At 67.2% G+C, this 19363-nt stretch carries 17 protein-coding genes; 8 read left to right on the top strand and 9 right to left on the bottom strand.

Annotated elements, in window-relative coordinates; translation table 11 throughout:
• Positions 1-11: 11 nt before the first annotated feature.
• The gene (locus tag QO259_RS04770) at positions 12-257 is read right to left on the bottom strand and encodes a hypothetical protein (RefSeq protein ID WP_285952010.1); all 246 of its coding nucleotides are present in this window, start codon (positions 255-257) and stop codon (positions 12-14) included.
• A 215-nt stretch (positions 258-472) separates the two neighbouring features.
• Between QO259_RS04770 and QO259_RS04765 the strand changes: the two genes are divergently transcribed.
• Positions 473-1105: a transglutaminase-like cysteine peptidase gene (locus QO259_RS04765; protein ID WP_285952009.1), complete on the top strand. Its 633-nt coding sequence runs from the start codon at positions 473-475 to the stop codon at positions 1103-1105.
• Between the two features lie 37 nt (positions 1106-1142).
• On the opposite strand, the gene QO259_RS04760 is transcribed toward QO259_RS04765, so the two are convergent.
• The 6 genes from QO259_RS04760 to QO259_RS04735 form a co-directional block, all read right to left on the bottom strand.
• Positions 1143-2009: an adenine nucleotide alpha hydrolase family protein gene (locus QO259_RS04760; protein WP_285952008.1), complete on the bottom strand. Its 867-nt coding sequence runs from the start codon at positions 2007-2009 to the stop codon at positions 1143-1145.
• Positions 1996-3294: an electron transfer flavoprotein subunit alpha/FixB family protein gene (locus QO259_RS04755; RefSeq protein WP_285952007.1), complete on the bottom strand. Its 1299-nt coding sequence runs from the start codon at positions 3292-3294 to the stop codon at positions 1996-1998. The genes QO259_RS04760 and QO259_RS04755 overlap by 14 nt, the downstream gene beginning before the upstream one ends.
• Entirely contained in the window at positions 3291-5273 is a 1983-nt protein-coding gene (locus QO259_RS04750) for a (Fe-S)-binding protein (protein WP_285952006.1), read from the bottom strand. Before QO259_RS04750 ends, QO259_RS04755 begins: the two co-directional genes overlap by 4 nt.
• Before the next feature lie 221 nt (positions 5274-5494).
• Positions 5495-7564, bottom strand: a complete 2070-nt coding sequence (gene dgcA / locus QO259_RS04745) for a dimethylglycine demethylation protein DgcA (protein ID WP_285952005.1) — start codon at positions 7562-7564, stop codon at positions 5495-5497.
• 119 nt (positions 7565-7683) lie between these two features.
• The gene (locus QO259_RS04740) at positions 7684-8214 is read right to left on the bottom strand and encodes a DUF5943 domain-containing protein (RefSeq protein ID WP_285952004.1); all 531 of its coding nucleotides are present in this window, start codon (positions 8212-8214) and stop codon (positions 7684-7686) included.
• A gap of 212 nt (positions 8215-8426) precedes the next feature.
• Positions 8427-9404 carry a dipeptidase gene (locus tag QO259_RS04735; RefSeq protein ID WP_207034977.1) on the bottom strand — a complete coding sequence of 326 codons (978 nt, stop codon included), beginning with the start codon at positions 9402-9404 and terminating at the stop codon, positions 8427-8429.
• A 424-nt stretch (positions 9405-9828) separates the two neighbouring features.
• Here QO259_RS04735 and QO259_RS04730 point away from each other — a divergent pair, with 424 nt between their 5' ends.
• The 3 genes from QO259_RS04730 to QO259_RS04720 are packed head-to-tail and all read left to right on the top strand — an operon-like array spanning position 9829 to position 11415.
• On the top strand, positions 9829-10362 hold the full coding sequence (locus tag QO259_RS04730; protein ID WP_285952003.1) for a helix-turn-helix domain-containing protein: 534 nt from the start codon (positions 9829-9831) through the stop codon (positions 10360-10362).
• Entirely contained in the window at positions 10355-11080 is a 726-nt protein-coding gene (locus tag QO259_RS04725) for an AzlC family ABC transporter permease (RefSeq protein WP_285952002.1), read from the top strand. Before QO259_RS04730 ends, QO259_RS04725 begins: the two co-directional genes overlap by 8 nt.
• Positions 11077-11415, top strand: a complete 339-nt coding sequence (locus QO259_RS04720; RefSeq protein WP_285952001.1) for an AzlD domain-containing protein — start codon at positions 11077-11079, stop codon at positions 11413-11415. Before QO259_RS04725 ends, QO259_RS04720 begins: the two co-directional genes overlap by 4 nt.
• Positions 11416-11540: 125 nt before the next feature.
• On the opposite strand, the gene gbdR is transcribed toward QO259_RS04720, so the two are convergent.
• Positions 11541-12665 (bottom strand): choline metabolism transcriptional regulator GbdR, encoded by a 1125-nt coding sequence (gene gbdR, locus QO259_RS04715; protein WP_051896112.1) that lies wholly within the window; start codon positions 12663-12665, stop codon positions 11541-11543.
• A 536-nt stretch (positions 12666-13201) separates the two neighbouring features.
• Between gbdR and efeU the strand changes: the two genes are divergently transcribed.
• From efeU to efeO, 4 genes are all read left to right on the top strand, one after another.
• Complete coding sequence (gene efeU / locus QO259_RS04710) at positions 13202-14035, top strand: iron uptake transporter permease EfeU (RefSeq protein ID WP_285952000.1); 834 nt, start codon at positions 13202-13204, stop codon at positions 14033-14035.
• Positions 14032-15282 carry a cupredoxin domain-containing protein gene (locus QO259_RS04705; RefSeq protein WP_285951999.1) on the top strand — a complete coding sequence of 417 codons (1251 nt, stop codon included), beginning with the start codon at positions 14032-14034 and terminating at the stop codon, positions 15280-15282. Before efeU ends, QO259_RS04705 begins: the two co-directional genes overlap by 4 nt.
• A 38-nt stretch (positions 15283-15320) precedes the next feature.
• Positions 15321-16673, top strand: a complete 1353-nt coding sequence (efeB, locus tag QO259_RS04700) for an iron uptake transporter deferrochelatase/peroxidase subunit (RefSeq protein WP_285951998.1) — start codon at positions 15321-15323, stop codon at positions 16671-16673.
• A gap of 238 nt (positions 16674-16911) precedes the next feature.
• Positions 16912-17751 (top strand): iron uptake system protein EfeO, encoded by an 840-nt coding sequence (gene efeO, locus QO259_RS04695; RefSeq protein WP_285951997.1) that lies wholly within the window; start codon positions 16912-16914, stop codon positions 17749-17751.
• Positions 17752-17921: 170 nt separating this feature from the next.
• Here efeO and QO259_RS04690 read toward each other — a convergent pair whose 3' ends face one another.
• The gene (locus QO259_RS04690) at positions 17922-19160 is read right to left on the bottom strand and encodes a DUF2254 domain-containing protein (RefSeq protein ID WP_285951996.1); all 1239 of its coding nucleotides are present in this window, start codon (positions 19158-19160) and stop codon (positions 17922-17924) included.
• Between the last annotated feature and the right edge of the window lie 203 nt (positions 19161-19363).

Genomic DNA, 19363 nt, shown 5'->3' with positions numbered 1-19363 from the left:
CGGGCTTCTCTTCAGTGCCCGTCGAAGGCGGGCAGCAGGTGCTGATCGATGGCGGTCTTCACCGACGGCAGGAGCATATCGCTCTGCTCGGTCAGCTCGCGGATCGCCGCCGGCAGTTCGGGTACGCGTCCGGCGCGGTAGCAGCCCGCGGCCAGCCGGGCGCAGGTATCCGGACAGGCGGCTTCGGGCACATGGACGCCCAGCGCGACCAGCCGCTGGCGGAAATCCTCGCCGTCGACGAGATTGACGATCATCATGCAACACCTCCTCGGATCTGATCGGACTCATGCCCTGCCGATCTTGGCCCGGGCTCGGCCAGTGTTCGGCATAGCGCTCGCGGCGCGCCAACGCCGCATGAGTCGCGGTTTACGGCACTGATCTCTATTTACTGCACTCGACCACGACGGGTCGATACGCGTATCGTCTGACTGTCGCTCCCGGGACAGTCGACGTCCGCCACGGAAACCTCTGCATGCCCTCTCGCGCTGCCAAGCCCAATCCCTGTCGGCGAGCGATCGCCCTCTCCCTGCTGCTGGGCGCCGCCATCGCCCCGGCGGCCAGTGCCGGCAGCTTCACCTACTGGGACGACCCCAGCGCTTCGGCGGTGACCCTCACGCGCGCCGCGTTCGTGGCCAAGGCCCGGCAACTGCACGGTGAAAAACGGCTGATCTACGTCAACCGCGTGGTCAACAACGCCGCCCGGCAGCAGTTCGAGAAAGTGGATACCTGGAAGGGCTTCGACCGTCTGGTGAGCGACGGCTACGGCGACTGCGAGGACTTCGCCATCGCCAAGTATCAGATCCTGATCCAGGCGGGGACACCGCCCGCGCGGCTGGACTTCCTCGCCGCCGACGACACCCTCACGCCGACCTATCACGCGGTACTGCGCTACCGCCAGGACGACGGCAGCCATCTGATCCTCGACAATCTGACGCTGATGATGCTGCCGGAGTCGAAGCGTACCGACCTGAAACCGCTGGTGACCTTCGACCGCACCCACGCCGCCTACTTCCACGACGGTGCCTTCCAACCAGTGGCGCCGAGCCGTATCGTGCTCGGCGGCCAGCCGCTCTCGGAAAGAATGCCGAAACTGCTCGACTACTGAGGCAAACGCCGCTGGCGAGGCCAGCGGCTGGCCGCACTCAGGCGGAAGACTGCCCCTCGTCCCCCGGCTGTACCGCCGGCAGCACCTTCTCGGCGCGCAGATAGTCGATCAGCTTGTGTGCGGCCTCGTCCGGCGTGAGATCGGTGAGCACCTGCCCTCCGGAAGCGGCCGACTTGGCCGCCGCCGCCTTGAAGCGGTCGCGGGCGTTGGTCGACTTGACCACCTTGAGACGCTTGGGGCGGGCCCGCGCCGGCTGCCACTGCCACGCCGCCTGCAGCGTGTCGGGCTCGGCGGTGACATTCGCCACCGCCTCCACCCGCCCGCGCCGGGAGGGGCCGAAGGCGCTCTGGCGCGGCATGGGTGCCACGCCGTCGACGCACAGCAAACACGGCAGGCGCACTTCGAGCCGCCGTCGCTGGCCCTGGGGCAGCGCCTGCAGCACGGTGACCCGGTCGCCCGCGTAGTGCTCGATCGCGGCGACACCAGTGGCCACCGCCCAGCCCAGCCGCTCGGCCAGCAGATAGGGCAACAGGCCCGAGCCCTCGCCGCACTCGGCGCGCTGCCCGGTCAGCACTAGATTGGCACCATAGGCCTCGAGCCAGCTCGCCAGCAGCGGCACGGCGTCGTCGCCGGCGGCCATCGGCAGCAGCGACAGCTCGCCGGGCCCGCCGGCCCCATCGAGTCCGTGGAACATGCCGAGGTACTCCGGCAGCGCCGCATCCTCGGCGTCACCGGCATGGGCCAGATGCAGGGATGCCCCCGCCAGCGCCAGCCCCATCTCCACCGCACGGGCATCCTCCCGCGCGCGTCCGGCGCGCCCGGAAACCGGGTGCCGGCCGCTGGAGACCAGCGCGACAACCCTGGCCTCACCGGCACTGCTCGAGTTGCGCTCAGGCTGCGTCATGGCGCACCCCCTCATGCCGGCTGTCGCCGCTCTCGGGTTGGGGTTGGCCCAGCTGGGCGCAGACCGCCGCCAGCACCGCGTCGCCATCGCCGATGATTGCGAAGTCGGCACGCTTGACCATGTCGCAGCTCGGGTCGCTGTTGATCGCTACCACCCGCTGACACTTGGTGATGCCCTGCAGGTGCTGCACCGCACCGGAGATCCCCACCGCGACATAGCAGCTGGCGCTGACGAAGGTGCCGGTGGCGCCGACCTGGCGCGCACGCGGCATGTAGCCGTCATCGACGGCCACCCGCGAGGCACCCTCGCTGGCACCCAGCACCTTGGCGGCGTGATGGTAGCCGTCCCAGTCGCTGACACCACGGCCGGCAGAGAGAATGAAGGGCGCCTGGGCCAGCGGAATCTGCTGCGGGTCCACCGCGACCCGGCCGCGGTCGATGACACCCGGCGCCGCTGACGCATCACCCACCGAGGCGTCGAGATCCAGCAGCGTCGCCGCATGGCGGGTGTCGCTGACCGGCTCGGCGCACTCCGGCAGTGCCAGCAGCACCCGCGCCACGTCGCGCTGAATGTCCTGGCGATCACCGGCGCGGGAGAGCGTCTGGCCATCAGCGAACTGCCATACCCGGGTCGCTGCGCGAGCCGAGGCATCGCCGCTCGCGGTCGAGGCGAGCGCCAGCCGCGCGGCCAGGCGCCGGCCGAGATCGCCGCCACCGGGGAAGTCGTCGGCAAAGATCCAGTGCGCCGGGGCGAGCGCGGTTTCCACCGCCGCGAGCGCCGCCAGACGCGCTTCAGGCGCATAGCTGTCGGCGTCGACCCGGGAAGACAGATCGACCCGGCGGTCGGCGCCGGCTTCCTCGAGCCCGGCGACCTCGGCCTGGAAGGCGACCGCCACCACGGCCACCCCCGCCTCGGCACCGCCGCGGGCCTCGGCCAGCTGGCGCGCCAATCCGAGCAGGTCGCGGTCGTGATCGCTCAGGCGCCCTTCCGGCAACTCCGGCACCACCGCGACATACGCCGTGGGCGTGTCGATAGTGATCTGGCGCCGGCTCGGCTCGGCGCTGGCCTGGGGGCCCCCAGCCGCAGCCGCCTCGACGCTGGCGCCGCTGCGGTCGATGCGTTTGATGCCGTTGGGGCCGATCGCGCCCAGGGCGTGAGGATTGATCCGGGTCACGCCGTCGGCGCTGGTCCAGCGCCACGCTGGCCGTGCGAATTCGAGATGTCGCGGGTGCAGCCGATTGCGCCGGGCGCGTTCGGCGTGTGGGTCGAGTCGTCTGACACTCATGCCGGAACCTCCTCAGGGGCTTCGCTGCTGTTACGCGCGGTGGGTGCCGCCGCCGGCTCCACCAGCGCGGCGGCGACCAGTTCGGCGAGATCCTTGACCTGGGGCCGCGGCTCGACCACGCCCTCGAGCATCGCCGTGCACTGGGGGCAGGCCACGGCCACGGTGGTCGCCCCGGTCTCGCGTACGTCCTCCATGCGCATGTCGGGGATACGCGCCTTGCCCGGCACGTCGGAGAGCGCGGCACCGCCGCCGCCGCCACAGCAGCGCGAGCGGTAGCCGGAACGCTCCATCTCGGCGACTTCGACGCCGAGCGCGGCGAGCACCTGGCGCGGTGCGGCGAACTCACCGTTGTAGCGGCCCAGATAGCAGGGGTCGTGATAGGTCACCGTCTCGCCCGGCTCGGCGGCCTTGACGCTGAGCCGGCCGGCGTCGAACAGCTCGGCGATGAAGGTCGAGTGGTGCTTGACCACGTAGTCGCCGCCGAAGGCGCCATACTCGCGGCCCAGCACGTGGAAGCTGTGCGGGTCGGCGGTGACGATGCGCTGGAAGCGATAGCGCGACAGCGTGGCGATATTGCGCTCGGCGAGGCGCTGGAAGGTGGCCTCGTCGCCCAGGCGCCGGGCGACATCGCCACTGTCACGCTCTTCGTCACCCAGCACGGCGAAGTCGACCTCGGCGGCGTGCAGGATCTTGACCAGGGCACGCAGGGTGCGCTGGTTGCGCATGTCGAAGGCGCCGTCGCCCAGCCACAGCAGCACTTCGACTCCTTCCGGGCGCTGCTGGATCCGCGGGATATCGAGGTCCGCCGCCCAGTCCAGGCGCGAGGCGTTGTCGAGCCCGCCGGGGTTGTCGGTGGCGATCAGGTTGTCGATCGCCGCAGCGCCCTTCTCCGGGGTCTCGCCCCGCTCCAGAGTGATGAAGCGGCGCATGTCGACGATGGCATCGACGTGCTCGATCATCATCGGACACTCCTCGACGCAGGCGCGGCAGGTGGTGCACGCCCACAGCGTCTGCGCTTCGACCAGCTGTGGCACGATCGCATCCGAGGGCCCACCATGGTGCTTGCCGACCTCGATGCCGGGATAGCCGGAGCCGGCGTAGCGGGCGTCACTGCCGCCAGCCATGCCCACGACCATGTCCTGGATCAGCTTCTTGGGGTTGAGCGGTTGGCCGGCGGCATAGGCCGGGCAGACGTTCTGGCAACGGCCGCACTGAACGCAGGCATCGAACCCGAGCAGTTGCTCCCACTGGAAATCGGCGGGCTTCTCCACGCCCAGCGTCTTCGCCGTGAGATCGAGCGGGAAGAGCGCGGTGGAGCGGCTGCCACGATGCACATCGTGCGCCACGTCACGGTGCTGATCGTCGAACCGCTCGGGGCGGCGATGGAAAGCCAGATGGAAGGTACCGGCGAAGGCGTGCTTCATCGGCCCGCCCCAGCCCATGCCGATCAGCATCTCGGCCAGGCCCCAGGCGACCAGTACCAGCAGGATCAGCGCCAGCACGCCGCCACCCAGCACGGTCGGCGCCACGCCCACCAGCGGCAGGCTGACCAGGAACATGCCCACCGAGTAGGCCAGCAGGCTCTTCGACAGCCGCTGCCACGGCCCCTTGGAGAGCTTGGCCGGCGGGTCGATACGCCGGCGGTTGACCGCCAGCGCGCCGATGAACATGCACAGGCTCGCCGCCAGCAGCAGCCCGCCGAGAATCGGGTTGCGCCAGCCGAAGCCGTGGACCACCAGCGCCAGCGCCATGGCGGCGACGAAGCCCCCGGCAGTGGCCACGTGGGTGTGCGCGATCGCCTTGTCGCGGGCGACCACATGGTGCAGGTCGTTGAGATAGCGCTTGGGCATCAGCACGAGCCGATGCCAACGCATCGGCGTGCGCCGCCCCTGGCGCCACAGCCGGATGCGGCGCACCGCGCCCGCCGCACCCACCGCCAGCGCGGCAAAGATCAGAATGGGGAGTAGCGTCTGCAGCATCGGACTTCTCCGGAAATCGCACCGACCATGAAAGCGTATCGGATCGGGTTGGCGAGAGGCGGTCGCAAAAGCGCGTAGCGCCCTGTCACCAGGCTAGAGAAAGCGTCATGAGCGACGCTCAGGCGCGGCGAAGGACGGCGAGCCAGCGGAGTGGACGTGTTTGTCCATGAGCATGGCGAGCCGGACTTCAACAATGCCTGAGCGAGCGCAATCGCTTTGCACTAAAAGTGCATGCACAGCCGCAAGGCATCGTAGATCGCCGCATGCGTATTGCGCTGCGCCACGCAGTCACCGATCCGGAACAGCGCGAACTCGCCGCTCTCGGCCAGGGTCGGCTGGGGCGCGATCGCATACAGCGCCTCGACATCGGTCTGGCCGTGGTTGCGCGAACGCGACTTGAGCGCGTAGTAGAGCGACTCGTCCGGACGCACGCCGTTCTCGATCACCACCTGATCGACCACCCGCTCCTCGTGCTCGCCGGTGTACTCGTTCTCGAACAGCGCCACCAGCTTGTCACCTTCGCGGTAGACCTTGTGCAGTCCCAGGTCACCGGTCATCACCACCGACTGCTGATAGAGGCTGCGGTAGTAGGTCGGGAAGGTGGTGCCACCGATCGCCACACCGGGCTTGGTGTCGTCGGTGACGATCTCCACCGTAGCGCCCTTGCTGGCGAGGTAGTCGGCGGTGGACATGCCGCTGAACTCGCACATGGTGTCGTAGACCAGCACGTTCTTGCCCGGCTCGACCTTGCCGCTGAGGATGTCCCAGCTGCTGACCGCCAGGCTCTCCTCGGGATTTTCCGAGTAGCCCCACTCGGGCACCTGTTCGAGGAACGGATGACCGCCGTTGGCCAGCACCACCAGATCGGGCTGCAGGTCGCGCACCATCGAATCGTCGGCGCGGGTGTCGAGCTGGATATCGACGCCGAGGCGCGCAAGCTCCATCTCGTACCAGCGGGTGATACCGGCGATCTGATCGCGCTGCGGCGCGCGGGCGGCGAGGGTGATCTGGCCGCCGAGCTGGGACTGGGCTTCGATCAGGGTCACGTCGTGGCCGCGCTCGGCGCTGACGCGGGCCGCCTCCATGCCGCCGGGGCCACCGCCGACCACCACTACCTTGCGTTTGGGTCCGCTGGTTTTCTCGATGATGTGCGGCAGGCCCATGTACTCGCGCGAGGTCGCTGCGTTCTGGATACACAGCACGTCGAGGCCCTGGTACTGGCGGTCGATGCAGTAGTTGGCGCCCACACACTGACGGATCTGGTCGGTCTGGCCGTTCTTGATCTTGGCGATGATGTGCGGGTCGGCGATGTGCGCCCGGGTCATCCCCACCAGGTCGACGTAGCCGCCCTCAAGGATACGCTCGGCCTGGGTCGGATCCTTGATGTTCTGGGCGTGGATGACCGGGACCGAGACCACTTCCTTGATGCCCGCCGCCAGGTGCAGAAACGGTTCCGGCGGATAGGACATGTTGGGAATGACGTTGGCCAGGGTGTCGTGGGTATCGCAGCCGGAGCCGATCACGCCGAAGAAGTCGACCATGCCGGTGGCATCGTAGTAGGCGGCGATCTGCTTCATATCGTCGTGGGAGAGACCATCGGGATGGAACTCGTCGCCGCAGATGCGCATGCCGACACAGAAATCGTCACCGACTTCGGCACGCACCGCCTTGAGCACTTCCATGCCGAAGCGCATGCGATTCTCGAAGCTGCCGCCCCACTGGTCGGTACGCTTGTTGACGCGCGGGCTCCAGAACTGGTCGATCAGGTGCTGGTGGACCGCGGAGAGTTCGCAGCCGTCGAGTCCGCCCTCCTTGACCCGGCGTGCGCCCTGGGCGAAATCACCGATGATGCGCCAGATCTCTTCCTCTTCGATGGTCTTGCAGGTGGCGCGGTGAACCGGCTCACGCAGACCCGACGGAGAGACCAGGGTTGACCAGTTGTGCCCGTCCCAGCGCGAACGCCGTCCCATGTGCGTGATCTGGATCATGATCTTGCCGCCATGCTTGTGCACGGCATCGGCAAGATTCTGGAAGTGCGGAATGATGCGATCGGTGGAGACGTTGACCGAGCTCCACCACTGCTGCGGGCTGTCGATGGAGACCGGCGAGGAGCCCCCGCAGATACATAGCCCACAGCCGCCTTTCGACTTCTCTTCGTAGTACTTGACGTAGCGATCGGTGGTCATACCACCGTCGGTGGCATAGACCTCGGCGTGGGCGGTACTGACCACACGGTTGCGGATCGTCAGCTTGCCGATTTGAATCGGCTTGAATAGCGCTTCATGGGCCATGGCCGGTCATCTCCTCGAACTCGCACTGCCCCTGGGTCAGGTGCGGCAACCACGAGTTCTTCAGTACACGGAATTGCTTGAATTATGGGTCGCTGTCGCGGGGCGTGTCGGCGCCGCCGTCAGCGCGGCGCCACTTCGAAGTAGCCAACTTCGCAGCCCGCCTCGGCCCCGCTCTGGGTCTGCTCGGCACGAGTGCGCAGGCTGCTGCCGCGGGCCTCGAGGATCTGGTCCATGGCGCCGGCGAACCAGCCGGTGAACATGTACTCTTCCTTCTTGCCGGTCTTGCCCAGTTGATAGACGAAGCAGGAGTGCTCCAGGCGCACCTTGGCGGTGCCGGCGTCGAGGTCGATCGCCTCGGTGATGAACAGCCCCCAGCCGCGCTGCGACAGGCGCTTCATGTAGTGTTCGAAGACCGCCACGCCCTCGAGTCCGTGCAGCTCGGCTTCCTTCTCGCACCAGTGCCAGGCGGACTTATAGCCGGCGTCGTAGAGAATCTTGGCGTAGGCCTCGGCCCCCAGCGCCTCTTCGATGGCGACGTGGTTGTTGATGAAGAAATGGCGCGGCACGTAGAGCATCGGCAGCGCATCGGTGGTCCAGACACCGGTGTCGCTATCGACGTTGATCGGCAGTTCGGGAGCCATCTGGGTCATGTCGGTTACCTCTGAAGTTGTTCTTGGGCGGCGCTTCCAGCCGGGTCTTTGGCGGCTATTCCAGCCGACGCCTCTATCGCGTTCCAGGAGTCGTCACGAGCGAAGCGGGCGCTAGGCGCGGATTGGGGAGCCAGCGGAGTGAACGTGTTCGTTCATGAGCATGGCGACCCGATGCGCAACAACGCGCCCGCGAGCGCAATAGGCTCGGTGGTTTACTCGCCCCAGACGTCTTTCAACGTCCGCACCCAGTTCTCCCCCATGATCTTGCGCACCACCGGCTCGGAGAGGCCGTGGTCCAGCAGCGCCTGGGTCAGGTTGGGGAACTCGCCGATGGTGCGGATGCCCTTGGGATTGATGATCTCGCCGAAACGGGTCAGGCGGCGGGCGTAGCCCTTGTCGTGGGTCAGCCACTCGAAGAAGGCTTCGTCCTGGCCCTGGGTGAAGTCGGTACCGATACCGATGGCATCCTCGCCGACGATGTTCATGATGTAGACGATCGCCTCGACGTAATCCTCGACGGTGGCGTTGACGCCCGCCTTGAGGAAAGGCGTGAACATGGTCACGCCGACGAAGCCGCCGTGGTCGGCGATGAACTTGAGCTCCGCGTCGGACTTGTTGCGCGGATGCTCCTTGAGCCCGCTGGGCAGGCAGTGGGAGTAGCAGACCGGCTTGCTCGATTCGAGAATGATCTCCTCGGAGGTCTTCGAGCCGACGTGGGAGAGATCGCACATCATGCCGACCCGGTTCATCTCGGCGATCACTTCTCGGCCGTAGCCGGAGAGCCCGCCGTCGCGCTCGTAGCAGCCGGTACCGACCAGGTTCTGGGTGTTGTAGCAGAGCTGGGTGATGCCCACGCCGAGCTTCTTGAAGATCTCGATGTAGCCCAGCTTGTCCTCGAAGGCGTAGGCGTTCTGGAACCCGAGGATGATGCCGGTCTTGCCCTCTTCCTTGGCCCGGGTGATGTCGCGGGTGGTATGCACCGGGCGCACCAGCTCGGCGTTGTCGCGCATCAGCTGGTTGACGGCCACGATGTTATCGACGGTGGCTTCGAAATCCTCCCACACCGACACCGTGCAGTTGGCCGCGGTCAGGCCGCCCTTGCGCATGTCCTCGAACAGGGCGCGGTCCCATTTGGCAATGATCAGGCCGTCGATGATGATGGCATCGTCGTGCACGGATGACGTCGACATGCGGAAATCCTCCTCGGTTGCGCGCTCCCGGTTTGGCATCACGATGATGAAGCGGCGAGAGCGACTGTTCCGCGCAGCATATCCCTGCGCCCTGCCCGCTCGCCGACCGAAAGCGAATCCGAGTGTTCCGATTGCGTCACGCCCAGCGTTCTCTCCACGACGCCCCGCCGCAGGGTTCCCGAGGCCGCTCACGCCCCGATTTCGCGACTCGCTGTCGCGTTTTCCAGCTTCCATGTCTGACAGCTGCGGGCGCAGCGCGCTTGACGCGTCCCTGTTCCTTTTGTAGAACGTTCTTTTAATAGAACAGTGGTCCGCAACGCGATTCCAATCGCGACATGCCGCGACTGTTCTCAGCACCACGGCGTCAGGTCATCACGGCACCGAAACCTCGTAACCTCATAATGCCTCTCAGGAGCCCGCCGCCATGGATTCCGCCTCACGCCACACCCTCGGCCAGCATCTGCAGACACTGCGCCAGGCGCGCGGGCTGTCGCTGTCGCAGCTGGCCGCCGAGGCCAAGGTCGCCAAGTCGAACCTGTCGCGGCTGGAACAGGGCGACGGCAATCCCACCCTCGATACCCTGTGGCGGCTGGCACGCCAGCTCGGCGTGCCCTTCGGCACCCTGGTCGCCCCGCTCGCCGCCGCGATCGATGACGCCGGGGCCAGCGTGCAGTTGATCATGCAGAGCCGCAGCGGCGTGCCGGTGGATGCCTACCTGATGCGCCTCGCCCCGTGCCACCGGCGCGAAGCCGAGGCACATACCGCCGGCACCCGTGAGACGGTGCAGCTAATCGAGGGCAGCCTGACGGTGGGGCCGCCGGAAGAGAGCCGCCAGCTCGACGTCGGCGAGCTCTACACCTTCGCAAGCGATCGTCCTCACGCCTATCTCAGCGGCGACAGCGGTGCCGCGCTGCTGGTCACCATCGTCTATCTCCCGGAGCCGGTCGCCCATGTCTGATCACGACCTCGCCCCCGCCGCCCCTGCCTGGCTGGGGGGCGTGCGCGACTCGCTGCCGCTGCTGAGTGGCTATATCCCGGTCGCCGTCTCGTTCGGGCTGGTCGCCACCCAGGCCGGCTTCAGCAGCCTGGAGACGCTGGCGATCTCGGGGCTGATCTACGCCGGCGCCTCGCAGTTCGTGTTCGTGGGCATGGTCGCCGGCGGTGCACCGCTGTGGCTGGCGGTCGCCATGACCCTGCTGATCAACCTGCGCCACGTCGTCTATGCACCCAACCTCGCCCCCTGGCTACCGCCGAGCCGGTGGTGGCCGTGGCTGATGCATGGCTTGACCGACCAGGTCTTCGCCCTGGCCCTCGCCCGCCTGCCCCAGCTCGCCGAACGCCAGCGGGTCGGCTGGTTCTGCGGCGCGGCGCTGCTCGCCTGGCTGAGCTGGATCGCCGGCTCGCTGCTCGGCGCCCTCGCCGGAGAGTGGCTGATGACACAGTGGCCGCTGCTCGGCGAGGTAATGCCCTTCGCCCTGCCGGCGCTGTTTCTGGTTCTAGTGGCACCGCGCTTCACTTCGCCGCGCTGGGCGCTGGCACTGTGCGTGTGCATCATCGCGGCCCTGGCGTTCACCCTGGGCGGCCTGGCCAACGTCGGTATCCCCCTGGCGGCGGCCCTCGGCGGCCTCTGCTTCTTCACGCTGCGGGCACCACGCCTGCCGGGAGGTCAGCGATGAGTATCGAACTCTGGATCGCTCTGCTCGCCGGCGCCCTCGGCACCTACCTCATTCGGCTGCTACCGCTACTCTGGATGCAGCGCCGCCTGCGCCACTCCCGCGAGCGCGCGGGGACGGAGTCGATGCCGGCGTGGCTGGGCGTGCTCGGGCCAATGATGATCGCCGCGGTGCTCGGGGTGTCGCTGGTGCCCAGGACCCTGGACAGCAGCGGCTGGTACGCCACCGGGTTAGGCCTGCTGGCGACCCTGCTGGTATGGCGGCGCACCCGTTCGCTGGGGCTGCCGGTGGTGGCCGGGGTGGCGAGCTTTGCCGCAGTGATCCTGCTGCTGCGTTGATCCTGCTGCTGCGTTGAGCAGCACGGACAGGCGCCAGGGCAGGCAATCGATGGGAGTCAAAAACAACGCGGCGGCAGTGAGAACACTGCCGCCGCGATCTTTACCCCATGCCGAGAGCCTCGGCGCTAGTTCAGCGTGACGCTGGCGTAGGTAGGCTCACCGCGGGCGTGATTGAGCGCGACGCTGGCGCTGCTGAACTGCATCAGCGCATCCTCTTCCGGCGTGGGCTGGCGCAGGATCGGCTCCAGACGCCGGATCTTCACCGACTCGCCGCGATCCTCCCGCGGCGGCGTACCGAAGTACTCGCGGTAGCACTTGGAGAAATGCGGCGTGGAGACGAAGCCACAGGCGGAGGCGATCTCGATGATCGGCAGCGGGGTCTGCTTGAGCAACTGGCGTGCCCGCGTCAGGCGCAGCTTGAGATAGTAGCGCGACGGCGAACAGTGCAGATGGCGCTGGAACAGGCGCTCGAGCTGGCGACGCGAGACATCGACATAGCTGGCCAGCTCATCGAGCTCGATCGGCTCCTCGATATTGGCTTCCATCAGCGCCACGATCTCCAGCAGCTTGGGCTGGGTGGTGCCGAGTACATGCTTGAGCGGTACCCGCTGCTGATCCTCTTCGCCGCGCACGCGCTCGCAGATGAACATCTCCGAGATCGCCGCCGACAGCTCGCGGCCATGATCGCGCCCGATCAGGTTGAGCATCATGTCCAGCGGCGCAGTGCCGCCGGAGGCGGTGAAGCGGTCGCGGTCGATCGAGAACAGGCGCGTGCTCCAGGCGGTGCGCGGGTATGCCTCCTGCATTGCAGCCAGACACTCCCAGTGGATGCTCGCTTCGTAGCCATCCAGCAGGCCGGCCTGGGCCAGCGCCCAGCTGCCGGTACATACCGAGCCGACGCGTCGCAGCGAGCGCCCGCGACTCTGCAGCCAGTTCAGCAGCGCCGGCGATACCGCGCGCTGCGGCGCCACGCCGCCACACACCACCAGCCAGTCGAGATTCAGGGGGGCCTGGGTGCTGGCATCGGGGGTCACCTGCATGCCGTCGCTGGCACGCACGGGGGCGCCGTCAAGGGTAATGATGTACCAGCGGTAGAGCTCGCGGCCGGCCAGCTGATTGGCCATGCGCAGGGGTTCGATCGCCGACGCCAGGGAGATCAGGGTAAAGTTGTCCAGCAACAGGAAGCCGAGGGTCTGGGGTTCGGATACCCCCAGATCCCGCTCGCGGGAAACGGGAGAGGAAATCGCCATGTCAGGTCACTCCATCACAGTGTCAGGTGGTTATTCTTATCGCGCGTCCCTGGCGTCGGTCGCTCCTGCAGGCGCATCGCGCCGTCTGCCTGGCTCGGCGGTAGCCCTGAGGAGATGCTGCAGCTGGCCGTATCTTTGCACTTCCTGGATCGTTTTTCGGCCTTGAATCGACTCTAAATCGTGTGACAACGCGACGCATGCTTTTTTACCTGTCTGCGACAGCATAACCGTCAATGAGACGAAAAGTGTCGCTTCTGGAACATTTTCTGCGCCATGAGCGATACCGAGGTCGCTCTCGGGCTCCCGATCACGCCATTCGCTTCGCTCTCACGGGCTCTCTCACGGGCTCTCTGGCGGGCGCTATCAAGGCCCTGTCGAAGGCTCCCCGGAGTCCGACATTCACCGCCTCCACCCCAACCGCACTTGCGAAACCGGAAACAAATTGTTACCTAGTAGATTTGAAAACAAGTATCATTCGCGCAACGAAGTGTTTCTCTCTTACCATTCATCCTCTTCTCCCGCGTCAGGTTCGACTCATGCTCATCCCTTTTCTCATCATGCTGCGTGAAGGCCTCGAGGCCGCGCTGGTCGTCGGTATCATTGCTACCTATCTGCATCAGACCCAGCGCCAGGCCTGGATGCCCGCCGTTTGGATCGGCATCTTCCTCGCCGTAGCGCTGGCCCTGCTGGTGGGCGCAGGCCTGCAGTTCGCCAGTGCCGAATTCCCCCAGCGTCAGCAAGAGTTTTTCGAGGCCGTGGTCGGACTGCTCGCGGTGGGCATGCTGACCTGGATGGTACTGTGGATGCGCCGCGCCGCCGCCGGCATGAAGCGCGAGCTGACGTCGGCGCTCGATCAGGCCTTCCGCGGCGGCAGCCACACCTGGGCACTGATCGGCATGGTCTTCCTGGCGGTGGCGCGTGAAGGGCTGGAGTCGATCTTCTTCCTGCTGGCGGTGTTTCAGCAGAGCACCAGCAGCGCCGCCCCATTGGGCGCGCTGCTGGGCATCGCCGTGGCGGTGATCGCCGGCCTGGCGATCTACCGCGGCAGCCTGCGCTTGCCGCTGGGCCACTTCTTCCGTGTCACCGGCGTGTTCATTCTGTTGGTCGCCGCCGGGCTGCTTGCCGGCTCGGTGCGCGCACTGCACGAGGCCGGGCTGTGGAACCACGCCCAGCAGGTGGTGTTCGACCTCAGCAACGTGCTGCCGCTGGATACCCCGCTGGGGTCGCTGTTCGCTGGAATCTTCGGCTATCAGCCTGCGCCCACCCTGAGTGAGGTCGCCGTCTACCTGGGCTATCTGCTGATCGCTCTGTGGCTGCTGCGCCCGCGGCGCCAGACGCACAGCGTGGCCACCGCGGGGAGCCAAGGATGAACGCACCCCACGCCACGCCGAGCCCCGCCCCCCACGCCCCCTCGCCGCGCCTGCTGCGCCTGGGCCTGGTGGCCTCCTTTGTGCTCATGCTGATCGCCCTTGGGGTGTTCGCGCTGTCGCTGCGCGCCGTCGAGAGCGGCAGCGACGACGGCACGCTGATCACGATCAGCGCCAAGGGCTGCCAGCCGGCTCGGGTCGAGGTGCCGGCCGGCGAGCGCACCTTCACCATCGTCAACCACTCGGATCGCGCCATCGAGTGGGAGGTGATCGATGGCGTCATGGTGCTGGCCGAGCGCGAGAACATCGCCCCCGGGCTGCGCCAGCCGCTGCGCGTCGACCTGGCACCCGGCGACTACGCCATGACCTGCGGACTGCTGAGCAATCCCCACGGCGAGCTGCGGGTGACAGCGAGCGGCGATGCCGAGCCGGCCCGGGCGCTGGCGGCGCACGACTTCGTCGGCGCGCTGGCCGAGCTGCGCGTCTACACCACACTGCAGATGCGCAAGCTCGAGCGCACCAGCAAGGCTCTCGAGCAGGCGATCGAGAAAGGCGATCTGTCGGCAGCACGCGTGGCCTATCTCCAGGCCCGCCGTATCGACCAGCGTCTGGCGATGCCGATCGGCCTGTTCGGCGACCTCGACCAGCGCCTCAACGCTCCCGCCGACTACTACGCCGGGCGCGAGCAGGATCCGGATTTCGGCGGCTTTCCGCGGCTGGCCCAGGCACTGTTCGGCGCCGATACCACAACTGCGGATACCACCGCCGAGCTAGCGCCGGTGGCCAAACGGCTGGTGGCGGATCTAGACACTCTCTCCCAGCGCCTCGCCCAGGCGTCGATACCAGCGGCACAGCTGGCCAACGGCAGCGCCCGCGCGCTGCAGAACTGGCACGACCGCGCAGTCGACGACGAGCTGACACCGCTGGCACTCAATGACCTGATCGGCCTCAGCGAAGGCAGCGCCAAGATCGTGTCGCTGATCGATCCGCTGCTAGCCAGTCAGGCACCGTCGAGCCAAAACCAGCTCGACCAGGCCCTGGCCGCGCTGCAGCAAGCGCTGGCCGAGGCCACGCCGCCAAGCGCCGATGGCAGCCCATCCACGGCGGAGTCAGCGGCCTCCGATGCGCCCCAGGCGCTGCTCGCCGCCGGTGCGCTGCCAGAGGCCACCGCGCAGCGTCTGCTCGCAGACAGCGAGGCGCTGGCCAAGGCGCTGGCAGCGATCAATCACGCGCTCGCCCTGAGCGGATGAGTTCATCGTCAATCGTTACCGTATAGGGTCAAACAGCCATGAGTGACACGTCTTCTTCCCGCTGCCCTTTTGGATTCTCTACCGATAGTGACACCCGCCTGGACCGCCGCGGCTTTCTGCGCGGCGCCGGCGCCACCGGGCTCGGCCTGGGGCTCGCCGGACTCTGCCCCGGCCAGACGCTGGCCGCTCCCGCCAGCACAGACACCGCCGGCCATACCGCGCGCAGTGCCGAAGTCACCAGCGCCCCGCTGACCCAGGACGCCGAACTTGCCTACCCCTTCCATGGCGCGCATCAGCAGGGCGTGACCACGCCACGCCAGGCCAGCGGCATGCTGGTCTCCTTCGACGTGCTGGCGCGCGACCGCGAAGGGCTGGATGCACTGCTGCGCACGCTGACCACGCGTATCGCCTTTCTGACCCAGGGCGGCGCCTATCCCCAGCGCGATCCGCGCTTCCCGCCGCCGGACTCCGGCATCCTCGGGCCGCGCATTCCCCCGGACGGCCTGAGCGTGACGCTGGCACTGGGCGCCTCGCTGTTCGACGAGCGCTTCGGCCTCTCCACCGCACGTCCGCGGCATCTCGAGCGCATGCAGGAATTCCCCAATGACGCCCTCGACGCCGCGCGCTGCCACGGCGACCTGGCATTGCAGATCTGCGCCAACACTCTGGATACCGCCTATCACGCGCTGCGCGACATCATCAAGAACACCCCGGGTAGCCTGCTGGTGCGCTGGAAGCAGGAGGGCAGCGTGCCGCTGCTGCCGCCCTCGCCGGGGGACATCGACGGCAGCGCGCGTAACTTTCTCGGCTTCCGCGACGGTACCGCCAACCCCAGCGCCCAGGATCAGGCGCTGATGGACGAACTGATCTGGGTCGACGCACAGCGCGACGAACCCGACTGGGCGGTCGGCGGCAGCTACATGGCGGCGCGCATCATCCGTAACTACGTGGAGCGCTGGGACCGCACCCCGCTGGGCGAGCAGGAGGCGATCTTCGGCCGCGAGAAGATGAGCGGTGCACCGCTCTCCGGTGGGGTCGAGCAGGACGTGCCGGACTACGCCAGCGACCCCGAAGGCAAGATCACCCCGCTCGATTCGCATATCCGCCTGGCCAACCCGCGCACCCCGGCCACCGAGAAGAACCGCATCCTGCGCCGCCCGTTCAACTACTCCAACGGCGTCGAGCCCAACGGCCAGCTCGACATGGGCCTGCTGTTCATCTGCTTCCAGGCGGATCTGAAAGCGGGCTTCATCACGGTGCAGAAGCGCCTGGATGGCGAACCGCTGGAGGAGTACATCAAGCCGGTCGGCGGTGGCTACTTCTTCGTGCTACCCGGCGCGCGGGATGACAAGGACTACCTGGGGCGCGGGCTGATGGCAGCCACTGCCTGAAGGAGCTCGCGCGCTCACAGACCAGCCCCATGAAGACAAGGCCCGTAAAGACAAGGCCCGTAAAGATAAGGCCCGCAAAGACGGGCCCAGACCAGGACCAGAAGACTAGCGACATGGCACCGACCCGACGCTGCCCCAGGTAGTTTGCGACACCTGGCAGTGTCCAACACCAGGCAGTGTCCAATACCAGGCAGTGTTCGACATATCGTCACCACGGATCATCGAAAGGAGCCTCACCATGCAACCATTCTCCCGCTGGATCAGCGTCAGCGCCCTGGCGCTGATGGCGCTCAACGCCCCCGCTCAGGCCGCCGTCCCTGCCGATGCGCTGGTCGGCCCGATCGCCGAGTACAAGCTCTATGTGCTCGACAATCTGGAACAACTGGTCGACCACACCCGCGAGTTCACCCAAGCGATCGAGCAGGGCGACCTGGACAAGGCCAAGGCGTTGTACGCCCCCACCCGCGTCTACTACGAGCGTATCGAGCCGATCGCCGAGCTGTTCGCCGATCTGGATGCCAGCATCGACGCGCGTGAAGATGACTACGAGCACGGCGTCAAGGATCCCGACTTCACCGGTTTCCACCGTCTCGAATACGGCCTCTTCCAGAGCGATAGCACCCAGGGGCTCGCCCCCTTCGCCAAGAAGTTGATGCACGATGTCGACGATCTCGACCAGCGTGTGCAAGGACTCACCTTCCCGCCCTCGACCGTGGTGGGTGGCGCCGCCGCGCTGATGGAAGAGGTCGCGGCGACCAAGGTCTCCGGCGAGGAGGATCGCTACAGCCGCACCGACCTGTGGGACTTCCAGGCCAACGTGAACGGCGCCCAGGAGATCTTCGAGCTGTTCAAGCCGCTGGCCGCCAAGGAGGATGCCGGCTTCGTCAAGCGCGTTCAGGGCAACTTCGATGACGTCGAGGCAATCCTGGCCAAATACCGCGTCGATCCGCAGGATCCCAAGAAGGGCTTCGTCTCCTACGACAAGGTCAGCGACGCCGACCGCCGCGCGCTGACTGGCCCGGTCAATGTGCTGGCGGAGGATCTGTCGACCATGCGGGGGCTGCTCGGTCTCAACTAGCCCCTACCTGAGCCAGGAAATGCCTGAGTCAGAACCTATCTGAGCCAGGACATGCCTGAGCCAGGACATACCTGAACTGCCACGGCCGCGGCGGGCGCCCTCCACCCACCGCGGTCGATATCGTCTGCGCGCGCCCAGCCGCGGGTCAGCCATCAGGGAAGAGCACCCGGCTACAGCAGTGCGCGCACCCGCGCGCGATCCGCCTCCAGCGGCATGGCCTGCTCGCAGCGCGCCACCAGCCGCTGCCTATGCTCACGCGCCAGTCCCTCTATGCGGGCATCCCCCGCCGCGGCCAACGCGCGCAATGCCTTCTGCAGGCGAATGCCGACCTCCACGCTGCCGGCACCATCCCGCCCCACCGGGGTGAAGAAGTCATCGAACAGATCCTGACTCGACAGCGCCTCGACATAGACATGGCGAATCGGCGGCGCGGGTTCGTCGACCCCGCCCTTGGCATGCTCGACCCAGGGCGTCAGCACGCGCACCGTACAGCCGATCGCGTCGATCGCCGTACCGGAGTCGTTGATGCCTGGTGAGAGCGCGCGCGAGGCGACCTCGGCCATCACGATCAGGCCAAAGCGCGGGTCCTGGTCGAAATGCCGCGACGGCCCGATGGTGAAGGCCGCCCGGATCGCGTCCGCGCGCGTCTCGTCGAGGTCGGGGCTGGCGGCCAGCACGCGTTCGCGGTCGACGAAGCTGCCCGGCAGCACCTGCACGTAAATCGCCGCGTCCGCGTCCTCGGCCAGCGTGCCGAGACGCGCGGTGTCGATATGCTGCACGTAGCCCACCTGCTGCGCGCGTACCTCACAAAGCCCAGAGGGCAGGCTGGCGGGCATCGCCTCGCCGCCCAGATAGGGGTTGTCGATCCGCGCCTGAAGGGCAGCGCTGGCGGCCCGCTCGACCTTGCCGATGGTGTCGCGCACGCGGCCCAGCCGGGTGAGATAGCCGGCCCACTTGATCAGCTGATAGACCACCAGCACGATCACCACCAGGGTGGCGGCGAACAGCAGCGTGCGCCCATCGGCATCGTAGACGCCCGCTGCCAGCGCGACGATCCCCACCAGACTGAACAGAAAGGCACCGATGAAGGTGGCCAGGGTATTCTGGGTGATCCGATCCTCGATCAGCAGCAGGGTCGCCCGCGGGCTGACATTACTGGTCGCCGAGCCGTAGGCGGTGACCATGGCGCTGAGCGAGAAAGTGGTCACCGCGAGCATGCTCGAGGCGATGATGTCGAGAATGCTGTCTACCGCCTTGGCGCCGATGGTGAAGACCTCGGGCAGCGTCAGCCACGGCGTCAGCAACCAGGCGACCAGGGCGGTCACCACCCCCGCCAGCGAGTAGAGCGAGGCGCGATACCACAGCGAGCGCTGGAGGCGTCGCCAGATCCATTGAAAACGTCCCATCATGCGCGGCTACTCCTCGCTATCGCCATTCCCAGGGGTCGGGCTGCCAGCCGGTCTGCGGCCAGCCGCGCCATGGACGACCGTTGGCTCTTAGGGTAGCCGAGACATCCAGACGAAGCGCGTTAGACGTAGCGTGCCGGACTGAAGGCACCGCGCAGGGGAGCCTCGCGGCCGCGCCGACGCCGACTATCCTGAAAGCAGTGCGG

This window comes from Salinicola sp. JS01, assembly GCF_030284585.1.
In the GTDB taxonomy this organism is placed as follows: Bacteria; Pseudomonadota; Gammaproteobacteria; order Pseudomonadales; family Halomonadaceae; genus Salinicola.
Note: the sequence above shows the minus strand (reverse complement) of the source record. Positions and strands in the feature narration are given on the sequence as shown.